The 14,319-nt window shown below is 72.1% G+C and carries 12 protein-coding genes; 8 read left to right on the top strand and 4 right to left on the bottom strand.

Translation table 11 applies throughout. The features are described 5' to 3' along the window. Positions 1-4: 4 nt before the first annotated feature. Complete coding sequence (locus FLX08_RS08645) at positions 5-2,545, top strand: FtsX-like permease family protein (protein WP_244312495.1); 2,541 nt, start codon at positions 5-7, stop codon at positions 2,543-2,545. A gap of 98 nt (positions 2,546-2,643) precedes the next feature. On the opposite strand, the gene FLX08_RS08640 is transcribed toward FLX08_RS08645, so the two are convergent. The 3 genes from FLX08_RS08640 to FLX08_RS08630 all read right to left on the bottom strand — a co-directional run bounded on the left by FLX08_RS08640 (position 2,644) and on the right by FLX08_RS08630 (position 6,318). Further along, on the bottom strand, positions 2,644-4,398 hold the full coding sequence (locus tag FLX08_RS08640; protein WP_167530320.1) for a YncE family protein: 1,755 nt from the start codon (positions 4,396-4,398) through the stop codon (positions 2,644-2,646). Between the two features lie 72 nt (positions 4,399-4,470). Continuing rightward, on the bottom strand, positions 4,471-5,148 hold the full coding sequence (locus FLX08_RS08635) for an HAD hydrolase-like protein (protein ID WP_142617679.1): 678 nt from the start codon (positions 5,146-5,148) through the stop codon (positions 4,471-4,473). A 27-nt stretch (positions 5,149-5,175) separates the two neighbouring features. Next, positions 5,176-6,318, bottom strand: a complete 1,143-nt coding sequence (locus FLX08_RS08630) for an ROK family protein (protein ID WP_244312490.1) — start codon at positions 6,316-6,318, stop codon at positions 5,176-5,178. A 105-nt stretch (positions 6,319-6,423) separates the two neighbouring features. Here FLX08_RS08630 and FLX08_RS08625 point away from each other — a divergent pair, with 105 nt between their 5' ends. From FLX08_RS08625 to FLX08_RS08595, 7 genes are all read left to right on the top strand, one after another. Then, a complete protein-coding gene (locus tag FLX08_RS08625) occupies positions 6,424-7,152 on the top strand; it encodes an amino acid ABC transporter ATP-binding protein (protein WP_142617678.1) in 729 nt (242 codons plus the stop codon). A gap of 22 nt (positions 7,153-7,174) precedes the next feature. Next, a complete protein-coding gene (locus FLX08_RS08620; RefSeq protein WP_142617677.1) occupies positions 7,175-8,104 on the top strand; it encodes a glutamate ABC transporter substrate-binding protein in 930 nt (309 codons plus the stop codon). Further along, positions 8,104-8,748: an amino acid ABC transporter permease gene (locus tag FLX08_RS08615; RefSeq protein ID WP_142617676.1), complete on the top strand. Its 645-nt coding sequence runs from the start codon at positions 8,104-8,106 to the stop codon at positions 8,746-8,748. The genes FLX08_RS08620 and FLX08_RS08615 overlap by 1 nt, the downstream gene beginning before the upstream one ends. Beyond that, positions 8,745-9,578, top strand: a complete 834-nt coding sequence (locus FLX08_RS08610) for an amino acid ABC transporter permease (protein WP_142617675.1) — start codon at positions 8,745-8,747, stop codon at positions 9,576-9,578. Before FLX08_RS08615 ends, FLX08_RS08610 begins: the two co-directional genes overlap by 4 nt. After that, positions 9,565-10,515 carry an asparaginase gene (locus FLX08_RS08605; protein WP_142617674.1) on the top strand — a complete coding sequence of 317 codons (951 nt, stop codon included), beginning with the start codon at positions 9,565-9,567 and terminating at the stop codon, positions 10,513-10,515. The genes FLX08_RS08610 and FLX08_RS08605 overlap by 14 nt, the downstream gene beginning before the upstream one ends. Positions 10,516-10,567: 52 nt before the next feature. Beyond that, on the top strand, positions 10,568-11,314 hold the full coding sequence (locus FLX08_RS08600; RefSeq protein WP_142617673.1) for a copper homeostasis protein CutC: 747 nt from the start codon (positions 10,568-10,570) through the stop codon (positions 11,312-11,314). Between the two features lie 65 nt (positions 11,315-11,379). Further along, a complete protein-coding gene (locus FLX08_RS08595) occupies positions 11,380-12,123 on the top strand; it encodes an alpha/beta hydrolase (RefSeq protein ID WP_142617672.1) in 744 nt (247 codons plus the stop codon). On the opposite strand, the gene FLX08_RS08590 is transcribed toward FLX08_RS08595, so the two are convergent. After that, positions 12,110-14,308 (bottom strand): MMPL family transporter, encoded by a 2,199-nt coding sequence (locus FLX08_RS08590; RefSeq protein ID WP_142617671.1) that lies wholly within the window; start codon positions 14,306-14,308, stop codon positions 12,110-12,112. The genes FLX08_RS08595 and FLX08_RS08590 overlap by 14 nt on opposite strands. Positions 14,309-14,319: the final 11 nt, after the last annotated feature.

The raw sequence follows: 14,319 nt of genomic DNA, 5'->3' as shown, positions 1-14,319 counted from the left end.
CGCGATGTGGCACCTGATCATCCGCAACACCGTCGCCCGGCGGGGCCGGCTGGCGCTGACTCTGCTCGCCGTCCTGCTCGGCGTCACCTTCGTCACCGGCAGCCTGGTGCTCACCGACACCTCACAGCGGCTGCTCGACGACCAGTTCCGTACGGCCGCCGCTGGGGTCGACCTGACCGTCCGCGACGCGGTCGCGTTCGACTCGGCGATGGGCGTGGAGGTCGAGCGCGACCCGCTGCCCGCCGAGGTCGTGGACCGCGTGCGCGCGGTGCCGGGCGTGGCCGCCGCCACTCCCGTTGTACGGGGTCAGGGGCTGATCGGCGTCGGCGGGAAGACCATCGTCCCGGCGGGCCCGTCGCTGCTGCTGTCCTGGGAGCCCGCGCCGGTCGGCCCGTTCACCCTGCGCGCCGGGCGCGCGCCGGTCGCCGAGGGCGAGGTCGTGATCGACGCCGCGACCGCTCGCCGGCACCGCATCGGCCTCGGCGCCGAGGTGACCGTACGGGCCGAACGTACGGAACGGCTCCGCGTGGTGGGGCTGGCCGGGTTCGGGCCGGGCGAGGGGCTGCCGGAGACCACGGTCGCCCTGGTCACGCTACCTGCGGCGCAACGTCTGCTCGCCCTCGGCGGGAACTCCTCGGAGGTCGCCGTCGTCGCCGCGGACGGCACGGACGTCCGGCGGCTGCGGTCCGCGGTGTCGGCCGCGCTCGGCTCCGGATACGAGGTCTCCTCCAGCCGGGACGTCGCTGCAGCCAGCGCGGCGGCGGCCAAGACGCAGATCTCCTCCCTGCAGGTGATGCTGCTGGCTCTGGCGGCGGCGGCCCTGCTCGTCGGCGCGTTCCTCATCGCCAACACCTTCTCGATCGTCGTCACCCAGCGCACACGTGAGCTGGCCGTGCTGCGCGCGGCCGGAGCCACCGGCGGTCAGGTCACGCGCTCGGTGCTCGGCGAGGCACTGCTGGTGGGGCTGGCGGCCTCCGCGGCGGGCACGGGTCTCGGCGTCGCCTGCGCGGCGGGGCTGCGCGACCTCGCCGGCGTCTTCGGAATGACGCTGCCCGACGGCGGGCTCGTCGTCACGTCCCGGACCTTCGTCGCCGCGTTCGTGGTCGGTGTCGGTGTCACGGTCCTGTCGGCGTTCGGGCCGGCTCGCCGCGCGGCCGCGGTGGCGCCGGTCGAGGCGATGCGGCGCTCGTCGGCCGACCATCTCTCCGGGCGGGCAGGCTGGGGCCGTACGGTCGCCGGCGCGGTTCTCACCGCGCTCGGTGCGGCCGGGCTGTCGATCGTCTTGGCCGGGCCGGGGTCGGTCGTCGTGCTCGGCGAGGCGGCGGTGAGCACCGTCGTGGGGCTGGCCCTGCTCGGACCCGCGGTCACCCCGGGCCTGGTCCGGCTGCTCGGCAGGCCGCTCGGCGTGGCCGGGGTCCCCGGACGGCTGGCGCGCGAGTCGGCCGCGCGGTCGCCCCGGCGGACCTCCGCGACCGCCCTGGCCCTGGCCTTCGGCCTGGCGCTCGTCAGCTTCACGACCGTGCTGGGGACCTCGATCAAGGAGTCGACGGCGCGGTCGTACACCGAGACGATCACCGCCGACTATGTGGTGGAGAGCGCACGCAACGAGATGCTCGGTGGGCTGCCCGTGCACGTCTATCACCACGTGAGCGAGCTGCCGCAGGTCGCCGTGGCCTCCCGGCTGCGCTACGGCCACTGGAAGGACGGGCAGTCGGTCGAGGCGCTCACCGCGGTCGACCCGGTCACGCTGCCCCGGGTCACCTCGCTCCACATGGTCGCCGGACGCCTGGACGCGGTCGCGGGCGGCGGCGTCGTCCTGGCGGCGAACGTCGCCAAGGAGCGGAACCTCAAGGTCGGCGACACCCTGGCGATGACGTTCTCCCGCACCGGCGTCCAGCGTCTCCCGGTGGTCGGCCTGCTGCGCGACCGCGACGCGCAGGCGCTGTCGACCGGCTACGTCATCTCGCTGGACACCTACGAACGGAACTACCGCGAGGACGTCGACGCGAGCGTCTTCGTCAAGGTGGCCGGCGGAGTGAGCGGTGCGGACGCCAAGAAGGCCATCGAACGGGCCCTGGCCGACGCCCCGACCGCGCAGGTGCGCGACCAGGCCGCGGCCGTCGCCGGGCGGAACGCGACGATCGACCAGGTCCTGGGCCTGGTGAGCGTGCTGCTGATGCTCACCGTCCTCATCGCGCTGATGGGCATCACCAACACCCTGGCCCTGTCGATCATCGAGCGGACCAGGGAGCTCGGGCTGCTGCGGGCGGTCGGCATGACCGGTGCCCAGATGCGCCGGATGATCCGCGGTGAGGCGGCCCTCGTCGCGGCCCTGGCGATCGTGGCCGGGGTCGGCCTGGGCGTCGCGTTCGCCGCGGGCACGGTCACCGCCCTGGGCCGCACCACCGAGACCACGCTCACAGTGCCGGTCGGTCCGCTCCTGCTCGTCGTCGCCGTGGCCGCCCTCGCCGGCCTGCTGGCCGGGCTGTTGCCGGCCCGCCGCGCCGCCAGGCTGGATGTGCTCACCGCGATCGCCACGTCCTGACGCCCCCTGAGGGGGCACTGGAAATGTGAGGCGGCGGCATCGGCCTGTCTTCGGGCCGGCCGAGGCCGCCGCGCACCGTTAGGGCAGTTCAGAGCACGTCACCCCTGTTCCGCCTCTTCGATTGTCACATCGAAGGTGGCCGAGGTCGGCAGGCTCGCCTGGTTGCCGTCCCATTGAACGAGATAGGTGTACTCGCCCGCCTCGGGAGGTGTGTCCGTGAAACGGAATGATCCGTCCCTGGAGGCTCCGTTCGCGGACGGCAGCGCGGTGACCACAGTGCCGTTGCTGTTGGTGACCTTGCGCGAGATCTTCAGCGGGGCGGCGAAAACCGCGCGCTGACCGCCCAGCAAAAGTGTACCGGTGACCTTGAGTTGTGTGCCGACAGTGCCTGTCTCCGGTGCGGACAGGGTGATCGACGACACCGCCTTGACCAGGGTGACGGTCGCCGAGGCGGTGCTCCAGTGCACGGTCGGACTGCCGTTCCAGATCACGTCATATCTGATCACCCCCGCGCTTCCCGGCCGGTCCTTGAAAGTGAACGTGCCGTCCTCCGCCGTCGTGACCTCGAAGGTGGTGCCGGGGCTGTCGTTCACGTGGCAGGTCACCGCAATTGGCTGCTCACCCGGAGCCGACCCGTCGGGCATCGTGAGCCGGCCGGTCAGGGTGAGGACGTCGGCCCCGGTCCCGGTGGACGGAGCCGTCAGGGTCAGCGTGGACTCCGGGAGCGCGCCGGTTTCCAGCCGCCACAGGTGCAGATGGTGAGTAGCCAGGTCCTTCCACAGGGCGAAGAGGTCGTTATTCGAGAAGGTGAGACTCCGCAGGTCCATGAAAGCGCCATGGTCCGTGAGCGTGCCGGTGTAGACCGGGGTCGTCGTCGCGCTGTCGTACACGGTCACGACCAGACCTGACTTGGTCCCGCGCCCGCCCGCGACGCGAGTTCCGTCCGGGCTGACCGCGACGACCGGCGCGTAGTAGCCGGAGGACGGATCCGGGCCGTAGGCGTGGACCTCTTGCAGACTGGTCGTGTCCCAGGCGAAGTATTCGGCCGAATTGAGGAATGCCGCGATGATGGTCGAACCGTCCGGTGTGATGGCGAGGTCTCCCAGGAAGCCCGCGTGGTAGTCGTGGCCGTCGATGATGCCGCGCAGGGTGGTATGGAACGCGTTCACGTCGTACACGCTCAGCGTGGCCGGGGAGAGCGCATCGCCGACCACCAGAGTGTTTCCGGCGGCGGCGACCTTGGGGCTGGCATAGGTTGATGTCACCGGGGTCGGTCGTGATCCGTGTCCGAACGACGTGTCGATGCGGACGACACCGCCATCCCATTGGTCGCACCCATATCCCACGAAGAGCCGTGTGCCCGACAGTGCCAAGTTGGTCGGGCATGGGTATTCGGCCAGGCTGATGAGCCGGATGATTTCGAGGCTCGCGGTGTCGATCACGGCAACCTCGTTCGAATCGCGTAGCGCCGCATACAGCCGTGTGCCGTTCGGCGCGATGGCAAGGCCCAGCGCACCGGACAGCCCGGCGATGGTGGCGTTGGGCGTGCCGTTGGCGTTGACGACAAGAATTCGGTCGCCCCCGGCGATGAAGGCCTTTCCTCCGCCCGCGACCACGTCACCGCCGCTCGTGATGCCCAGGTCGGTCGTGATGTCGGCGGCCGAGGCGGCCGGTGCTTGCACGACAAAAAGGCCGGCTGTCACCGCCAAAGCGGTTGCGAGGCAGGCCAGCAGCCGGGTGATTGACGACTTATGGAATCTGCCGCCCTCTTCGCGGGGCGACGAGCGCTCACGACTTCCTGATTCGGATCTGCTGGAACGACTAGGACGTTTCCGAGAGAAAGCGATGATCACGACAGTGATGTAGTCATATCCATCGCGATCACGTCAAGACGATATCGCCTCGTAGGCCGGCGGATTCGTGCATTACGACCCGCTGGGCGTCTCCGTTCCAGGGGTGTCCGCCGTTTGGGAGAGCACGTCGAGGAGGCGTTGGGGTGTGTCCACCACGGCGATGAGGCCGGGATCGGCGAACTCGGCCGCCTGACCGAACCCCCAGGTCACGGCGACGCTCCGCACCCGGCAGGCGGCCGCGCCGGCGACGTCCTCCCTGCGGTCGCCGATCATGACGGCGGCCTCGGGCGGGGCGCCGAGGACGTCGAGCGCGTGCCGGATGACGTCGGCCTTGTGCCGCCGTGACCCGTCGAGCGTCGCCCCGGCGACGTACGTGAAGAAGCCGTCGAGCCCGAAGTGCACGAGGATCTTCTCCGCGTAGACGGCCGGCTTCGACGTCGCCACCGCCAGGGTCCAGCCGCCGGCGACGAGCGTCTCCAGCACGGCGGGGATTCCCTCGATGACCTCGTTCTCGTACATCCCGTCGGCGTAGCGCTCCCGGTAGGCGCGCACCGCGTCGTCGACACGCTCCGGCGGCACGCCGAGCAGGAGGAAGCCGTCCTGAAGGGGAGGGCCGATCATGGCGCGGAGCCGCTCGTGCTCCACCTCCGGAACCCCGACCACGGAAAGGGCGTGCCGCAGCGAGGCGACGATGCCGGTCTCGGGGTCGGTCAGGGTGCCGTCGAGGTCGAAGAGGCAGTATCGGGTCACGTACGGTCGTCCGTTCGGGGTCGGTGGTCAGGCGAGCACGGCGTCGAGCAGCAGGGATCCGGCGCCGAGCAGGGCGGCGTCGGGCCCCGACCGCGTGGTGGAGATCTCCAGGTCGCGGGTGGCCAGCGGCAGGCACCGTTCGTAGACGGCCGCGCGGATCGACGCGATCAGCGGCTCGGCCGGCGACAGGCTGCCGCCGACGACGATCGCGTCGGGGTTGATGAAGTTGACCAGCACGGTGAGCACCTCGCCGATGAGCCGGCCGGCGTTGCGGACGAGGGCGGTGGCCTCGGGCACCCCGTCCTCGACCAGCGCGACGACGTCGGCCGGCCGCCGCACCTCGATGCCCTGCTCGTTGAGCACGCTCATGAGCGCCGCGCCGCTGGCGTAGGCCTCAAGGCAGTCGTCGTGCCCGCAGGAGCAGGTGACAGAGGAGTCGCTCCTGACCCGCACGTGGCTGATATCGCCGGCCGCGCCCCGCCCCCGGTGGAGCGCGCCGTTCACGATCACGCCGCAGCCGATGCCGCTGCCGGTCTTGAGCACCATCAGCGTCTCGCACTTCGGCCACGCCCTGGCCTCGCCGGCCGCCATGAGGTTGGCGTCGTTCTCCACGAGCACCGGCAGGTCGAAGTGCGCGCCGAGGCGCTCCGCGACGGGGAAGTTGTTCCAGCCGGGCATGCGCGAGGGCGCGACGACCCGGCCGGTCGCCGGGTCCACGGGACCGGGGATGCCCGTGCCGACCCCGCGCAGCGGGACCCCGGGCGGGCCGTGCGCGGCCAGCAGGTCCTCGAACGCGGCGGCCATCCAGTCGATGGTCGCCTCGGGGCCGTCCGCGATCTCGCAGGGGCGCTCCTCGACCACCAGCGGGGTGCCGCTGAGGTCGAGGAGGCCGAGGCGCGCGTGGTGGGCGCCCAGATCGGCGACCGCGAGCAGTCCCGCGCTGGGGCTGAGCCGCAGCCGGCGTGGCCGCCGGCCGCCGCGGGAGGTGCCCGCGCCCTCCTCCACCAGCAGCCCGCTGCCGATCAGCTCTTCGACGCGCAGCGAGACGCTGGAGGCCGCCAGGCCGGACAGGCGGGCGAGTTCCGCCCGCGACTCGGCGTGGCCGGCGGCGACGAGGCGCAGGAGGTCGCCCTGCGCCCCCCGCACCGGCAACCTCTCTTTACCTGGCATGGAGGTAAGAGATACCACGGTGTGACTTTGTCCGCCAACGCGTTGACTTGCACCAGAATCATCCATTACGGTCCGCCATAACTTCGATTTCGAAGGAAGATGGCGATGATTCGGGTACGAGGCCTCAACAAGTGGTTCGGTGACCACCACGTGCTGCACGACGTCGATCTCGACGTGGCGCGCGGCGAGGTCGTGGTGGTGATCGGTCCCTCCGGGTCCGGCAAGTCGACGCTGTGCCGGTGCCTCAACCGGCTGGAGGCGGCCGACTCGGGGGAGGTCCTCGTGGACGGTGTCCCCGTGCCCGCGGAGGGCCGCGCGCTGGCCCGGCTGCGGGCCGACGTGGGGATGGTGTTCCAGAACTTCAACCTCTTCCAGCACAAGACCGTGCTGGAGAACGTGATGCTCGCGCCGATGAAGGTGCGCGGCGTGAGCCGCGCCGAGGCCGAGCGGACCGCCCACGAGCTGCTGGCCAGGGTGGGCATCGCCGAGCAGGCGGGCAAGCAGCCCGCCCGGCTGTCGGGCGGCCAGCAGCAGCGCGCGGCCATCGCCCGCGCGCTGGCCATGCGGCCGAAGGTCATGCTCTTCGACGAGCCCACCTCGGCGCTCGACCCGGAGATGGTCGGCGAGGTCCTCGACGTGATGACGGGCCTGGCCGCCGACGGCATGACCATGGTCGTCGTCACCCACGAGATGGGCTTCGCGCGCCGCGCGGCCGACCGCGTGGTGTTCATGGACGGCGGCCGGATCGTCGAGACGGGGGAGCCAAACGCCTTCTTCGACTCCCCTCGGACCGATCGGGCCAGGGACTTCCTGGCCAAGGTACTCACGCACTGATCGCAAAGGATGGTGGACCCCGATGGTGTCCATTAAGCGGGTGGCCGCTGTCGCCGCCGTGGCGATGGCCGGCCTGACGGCCTGTGCCGGGACGGACTCGGCGAGCTCCGCCGTGCCGGGCGCGGCCCCGAGCGAGGGCGGCGGGAGCGGTGTGCTCGCCAAGGCTCCGGTGGCCGCCGCCGCGGACATCCTGCCCGGCTCGACGATGGAGAAGATCAAGCAGCGCGGCGAGCTCATCGTCGGCGGCTCTCTCGACGCGCCGCTGCTGTCCCAGCAGAACCCGGCCACCGGCGAGGTGGAGGGCTTCGACGCCGACCTCGGCAAGGCGCTGGCCAAGTACATCATCGGGCAGCCCAAGGTGAAGATCGTCAACTCGGCGTCCGAGACCCGCGAGGCGCTGCTCAGCAACGGCACCGTCGACGTCGTCTTCCAGACCTACACGATCACGCCGGAGCGGGCCGAGCAGGTCGCCTTCGCCGGGCCCTACTACTCCTCGGGCCTGTCCATCGCGGTCAAGAAGGGCACGACGGGGATCTCCTCGCCGCAGGACCTGAACGGCAAGACCGTCATCGCCGGGGCCAACACCCCCGCGATCCCGGAGATCAAGAAGCTCGCGCCGCAGGCGAAGATCATCACCTTCGGCGGCGACCCCGAGTGCGTCCAGGCGCTCAAGCAGGACCGCGGCGTGGCCTACGTGCAGGACGAGACGCTGCTGGTCGCCGACGCCAAGAAGGACCCCGAGCTGGAGATCGTGACCAAGCCGTTCACCGAGGACCCGTACGGCATCGGGCTCAAGCACGGCGACGACCAGTTCAAGTCGTTCGTCAACGACTGGCTGAAGAAGATCCAGGCCAACGGCGTCTGGCAGGACATCTGGAAGAACTCCCTCGGCACGGTCGTGCAGGGTGAGGCCCCCACGCCGCCCGAGATCGGCTCGGTGCCGGGTTCCTGATGTCGGCACTGCTTGATCACCTGCCCGAGTTCTGGCAGGGGCTGGTCGTGACCCTCCAGATGACCGCGGCGTCCTTCGCCGGCGCCGCGGTCGTGGGGCTCGTGATCGTGGCGATGCGGGTCGGGCCGGTCCCGGTGCTGCGCGCGGTCGCGACGGTCTACGTCGAGACCCTGCAGAACCTCCCGCTGCTCGTGCTGCTCGTGCTCGCGGTCTTCGGCCTGCCCGAGATCGGGCTCAAGGCCGGCCTGACCACCACGGCCATCGTGGTGATCGCGCTGTACGAGGGCGCCTACATCGCCGAGGCCCTCCGTTCCGGCGTCAACGCGATCTCCGCCGGTCAGGGCGAGGCGGCCCGCGCCCTGGGGCTGACGTTCGGCCAGTCGCTGCGCCACGTCGTGCTGCCCCAGGCGCTGCGGACCGTCGTGCAGCCGATCGGCAACATCTTCATCGCGCTCACGATGAACACCTCGCTCGCGGCGGCCGTCGGAGTGGTCGAGCTGACCGCCGCCGCCAACCGGGTGAACCTGCTGGAGGCGCAGCCCATCCCGATCTTCGTGGGGGCGGGCCTGGCCTACGCCGCGATCGCCGCCTGCGCCGGGTTCGTGACCGGGCGGCTCGAACGGCGGCTGGCGGTGGCGCGATGAGCAACCTGCTGTTCGACGAGCCGGGCCCGCGCGCCCGCCGCCGCATCCGCCTCGCCACCATCGCGGGCGTGCTGGTGCTGCTCGCCCTGCTGGCCCTGGCCCTGCGCCAGTTCGCCGCCAACGGGCAGCTCGCCGCCGAGCGCTGGCAGCCGTATGCGACCTGGCCGATGTGGCGCTACCTGCTCGGCGGGCTGTGGTCCACGGCGCTGGCCGCCGTCGTGGCCGCCGCGCTCTCGATGGCGGCCGGGATCGCGCTCGCGCTCGGGCGGCTGTCGCGGCGCCGGGCGATCCGCCTGCCGTCCGCCGCGTACGTCGAGGCGGTGCGGACCATCCCGGCGCTGCTGCTGGTCTACCTCGTGCTGTTCGCGCTGCCGAGATACGGCCTCGACCTGCCGTTGTTCTGGAAGCTCGTGGTGCCGCTCTCCGTGTCGAACGCGGCGCTGTTCGCCGAGGTCTTCCGGGCCGGGATCATGTCCGTGGAACGGGGCCAGGGGGAGGCCGCCCTCGCCCTCGGGCTCACTCAGGGGCAGTCGATGCGGCTGGTCGTGCTGCCGCAGGCGGCCCGCCGCGTGCTCCCTTCGCTCGTCAGCCAGTCGGTCGGCCTGCTGAAGGACACCTCGCTCGGGTTCGTCGTCAGCTACGCCGAGCTGCTCTACAGCGGCAAGGTCCTGGCCAACTACAACGGCCTGCTCATCCAGACGTACATCGTCGTCGCGCTGGTCTACCTCGTGGTCAACGCGTCGCTGTCCGCGCTCGCCCGCTCCCTCGACCGCTCCGCGGCGGGCAGGGGCGGCCCGCGCAGGAGGAAGATCACTCGTGTCCCTCGCTGAATACGCCCCGCTCGCGGAGGTCGTGCGGTCCGGTTTCGTGGAGAGCGTCCACTTCGGCGGCGCGGTCGCGCTGTCGGCGGGCGGCGAGGTCGCCGTCGCGCGCGGCCCGGTGGACGCGCCGGTGCTGCCGCGCTCGTCGGCCAAGCCGTTCCAGGCCCTCGCCTGCCTGCTCGCCGGGGCCCACCTGCAGGGCCCGGCGCTCGCGATCGCCGCGGGCAGCCACACCGGGGAGGACTTCCACGTGCGGCTCGTGGCCGGGATGCTCGCCGAGGCCGGGCTCGGCTTCGACGACCTGCGCTGCCCGCCCGACTGGCCGGAGAACGAGGGCGCCCGGCAGACCCTGATCCGGGCGGGCCTCGGGCCGTCGCGGGAGCGGATGAACTGCTCGGGCAAGCACGCCGCGATGCTCGCCGCCGCCGTGGCCGCGGGCGCGCCCGCCGACGGCTACCTCGACCCCGGTCACTTCGTGCAGGAACGGGTCAGGTCGGTGGTGGAGGAGCTGTCGGGGGAGAAGGCCGCCCATGTCGCCGTCGACGGCTGCGGCGCCCCGCTGTTCGGGATCTCCCTGACGGGCCTGGCCCGCGCCGTACGCGCCATGGTCGTGTCCCCGCTGGGCACGCCGCCGCGCGCGGTCGCCGACGCCATGCGGGCGCACCCGGAGTACGTCGGCGGGACCGGCCACGTGAACACCCGCCTGATGCGGGCGCTGCCCGGCGCCGTGGTGAAGGGCGGCGCCGAGGGAGTGCTGGTCGTGGCGCTCGCCTCCGGGCACGCGGCGGCCGTGAAGGCGATCGACGGCGGCCCCCGGGCGACGACCGCGATCGCGCTCGCCGCGCTGCGGGCCGCGGGCGCGGACGTCTCGGAGGCGGCCGAGTTCACGACCGTCCCGGTGCTGGGCGGGGGAGTTCCGGTCGGCGAGATCAGTGCTGTTTTCTGAGCGGCTTTCTGAGCGGCCGCTTTCCGAGCGGCGGCCTTGTGATGGGGGAGAGATGAGCCTGACGTACGAGATCTGCATCGACAGCACGGCCGGGGCGCTGGCCGCCGAGCGCGCGGGCGCGCACCGCGTGGAGCTGTGCGCCGCGCTGTTCGAGGGCGGCCTGACGCCCACCCTGGGCACGGTCGAGGCCACCCTCGCGGCCGTCTCGGCGATCCGGGTCCACGTGATCATCCGCCCGCGCGGCGGTGACTTCGTCTACGACGAGCACGAGGTCGCGGCCATGGTCCGCGACGTGGCGGCGGTGCGCGACGCCGGGGCGCAGGGCGTCGTGATCGGCGTGCTCACCCCGGAGGGGGAGGTGGACGTCGAGGTGGCCAAGCGGCTGATCGACGCCGCAGGCGGGCTCTCGGTCACCTTCCACCGGGCCTTCGACATGACGGCCGACCCGTTCGCCGCGCTGGAGACGCTGGCCGGCCTGGGGATCGACCGGGTGCTCACCTCCGGCCAGGACAGCTCGGCCCTGGAGGGCGCGCCGCTGATCGCCGAACTCGTGCGGCGGGCCGGCGACCGGCTGGTCGTCATGCCCGGAGGCGGCATCACCCCGCGCAACGTGAGCCGGGTGGTCGAGGCGACGGGGGCCGGGGAGGTGCACTTCGCCGCGCTGGTGGACGAGCCCAGCCCGGCCGTCCACCGCAACCCGCACCCCTTCATGGGCGGCGAGCTGCGCCAGCCCGAGTATGTCCGCCGGGTCACCTCGCCCGCGCTGGTCGCGGAGGTGATCGCCGCCGCCCGCGGCTGAAGCCGGGCCGTGAGGCGGTGACCCGCGGGCAGGAGGGGTAAATCCTGGGCGGGGGGTGATGGCCGATGGGCACGCCGGAGCGGAGCCGGCCCCATCCGGGGCCCGAGGAGGGCGTGCGGCACGGCCGGTTGTCGGCCCGCCCGGTGGCCGTCGCGCGGACGGCGTCCCCCCTGGAACCGGGGGTGCACCGCCTGGACGGGCGGGCCCTGTTCGCCGTGCCGCCCACCCCGGCGGCCGGGCCGTCCCCGCTCGCGGTCGTGCTGCACGGCGCGGGCGGCACGGCGGAGGAGGCGCTGGAGTGGCTGCTTCCCCATGCGTCGGAGCTCGGCGTGCTGCTGCTCGCGCCGCAGGCCGTCTCCGCCACCTGGGACGTCATCGTCGGCGGATACGGCGCGGACGTCTCCAGGATCGACGCCGCGCTGGAGGAGGCGTTCGCCCGGGCGCCCGTCGCCGTCGGCGCGGTGGCCGTGGCCGGTTTCTCCGACGGCGCCTCCTACGCCCTGTCGCTGGGGCTCGCCAACGGCGACCTGTTCCGGGACGTGCTCGCGTTCTCCCCGGGGTTCATGGTGCCGATGATCCGGCACGGCCGTCCCCGGATCTTCGTCTCGCACGGCGTCTCCGACCGCGTGCTGCCGATCGACGAATGCAGCAGGCGTCTCGTGCCCGAGCTGAGGGAGAGCGGTTACGAGGTGACGTACGAGGAGTTCCGCGGTGGGCACCAGGTGCCGCCGGAGATCGCCGCCGCGGCCGTCCGCTGGTGGATCTCGCCGCGCCCGGGTCACGGCACCGGCGACGTCAGTCCGGCGTAGCGGCCCGCTTGAACGGCCACCAGTTCCGCTCGCCGAGCATGATCGCGAGAGCGGGGACGAGCAGGGCCCGGACGAGGAAGGTGTCGGCGAGCAGGCCCAGGGTGACCACGAAGCCGATCTGGAACAGCGCCTCCATCGGAAGCACCATCAACGTGGCGAAGGTGGCGGCGAGCACGAGGCCGGCGGAGGTGATCACGCCACCGGTTCGCTCAAGGGCCTCCGTCACCGCGCGGCGGGTTTCGGTCTGCCGGCGCCGCTCGCTGATCCGGCTGAGGAGGAACACGTTGTAATCGACGCCCAGGGCGACGAGGAAGATGAACGCGTATATCGGCAGATTCGGGTCTGAGGCCGGCTGGCCCAGGAGGTGGGTGAAGATGAGGGAACCGACGCCGAGGGCGAAGCCGAAGGAGAGGATCACGGTCGCGATCACGTAGAGCGGCATCACCACCGCGCGCAGGAGCGCGGCGAGGACGACGAGGATCAGGGCAAGGCTGACCGGGACGATCAGCCCGGTGTCTCGGCCGAGTGCCTGGCGGGCATCGTAGTTCTCGGCCACGGTCCCGCCGATCAGGACCGTCCGGCCGCCGGCCGCCCGCTCGGCGACCTCGCGCAGCACGGGGACGGCGTCGGTGGACTGCTCCGAGAACGGATCCATCCGCAGGTCCGCGTCGAAGATGAGCAGGTCGTTCGCGGAACCCTGCCGGCCTTGCGCCTGCGCCCCCGGGGAGTCGCCGTCCGCACCGGCCGACCTCGCCACCGCGTGCATGTCGGCGACCGGTGTGTGCGTGCCTTCGGTGAGAGCGCTCTGGACCTTCCCGGCCACCTCGCCGGCTACGACGATGCGAAGCGGTGCCGCCCGGCCGGGGATGAAGTGGTCGCGGATCACCTGCTGGCCGAGGACCGAGTCCGGCGCCTCGCGGAAGGACTCGGAGAAGTCGAGAGCCGGACGCCCGCCGATGCCGGCCAGCGCGCCCGCGGCGAGGACAGCGGTGACCGCCGCGGCGATCACTCCCGGGCGCGCGTGAACGAGGCCCGCGACGCGCCCCCAGAACGTGACCGCGGGTGCGGACTCGGGATCGAGGCGGGGAACCGCGGGCCAGAACGCCCGTCGCCCGAGCGCGGTGAGCACCGCGGGCAGGAGCGTCAGGCCGGCACAGACCATGATCGCGACACCGAGGGCGAGGATCGGGCCCATCTCGCGTGTGGCGTTGAAGTCGGCAAGGGCGAGGATCGTCATCGCGCCGATGACGATCGCTCCGGCGGAGACGATCGCCGGGGCGGTGCGCTGGGCGGCGGCGACCATCGCCTCTCTGACGTCCCGCGTCCGGCGCAGCTCCTCGCGGAACCGCGCCACGATGAGCAGGCAGTAGTCGGTGCCCGCACCGAACATCAGCACGACCAGGATCGAGGTCGTCTGGCCGCTGACCTCGGTGACCCCGGCGGCGACAAGGCCGTAGGCGAGGCCGGAGGTGACCAGATAGGCGAGGGCGACGACGGCCAGCGGCACCAGAGCGACCAGCGGCGAGCGGTAGGTCACGAGCAGCAGGAGCAGCAGCACGGCGACGGTGACCGCCAGGAGGGTTCCGTTGACCCCTCCGAGCGCGGCGTTTCGATCGGCTTCGAAGCCGGCACGGCCGGTCACGAAGGCCCTCAGCCCGCTCTCGTCGCCGGTGGCCGGCGGGACCACCTCGCGGATCGCCGCGACCGCCTGCTCGATGTCGGGCGTCGAGTCGTCGGCCATCAGGACCGTGCTCAAGATGACGGTGTCGTCGGGTGAGGTGAGCAGCGAGGCGCCCGGGCTCATGTCGAGCGGATCGGTCTCGCCGCACGCGCGTTGGTAGGGGGTGGCGACCATCGTCAGGTTCGGGATCGCGCCGGACCGGCACAGGGCGAGGGCGTCGGTGTCGGCGCGTCGTCCGTCGTCCGCGGTGATCCCGCTCTCGCGGAAGTAGGCGATCACCGCCGCCGTCTCGCTGCCGAGCCGGAACCGCTCGTCGACGATCCGCTTGACCGCCGCCGACTCCGATCCCCGGACGAGGAAGGTCTCGCTCTCGTCGGCGGCTCGCTCGTTGAGGTCGGCTTGCAGCGGCACCGCGAGCATCGCGAGCGCGAGCCACACCGCGATGACGACCCACCGTGACCGCCGGCCGGCGGCGATCACTGAAACCCTGGGGAGAATTCGCATCGGGCCGCCCA

It is taken from the genome of Microbispora hainanensis, from assembly GCF_006874475.1.
Classification (GTDB): domain Bacteria; phylum Actinomycetota; class Actinomycetes; order Streptosporangiales; family Streptosporangiaceae; genus Microbispora; species Microbispora hainanensis.
This window is presented reverse-complemented; position numbering and strand designations above follow the sequence as displayed.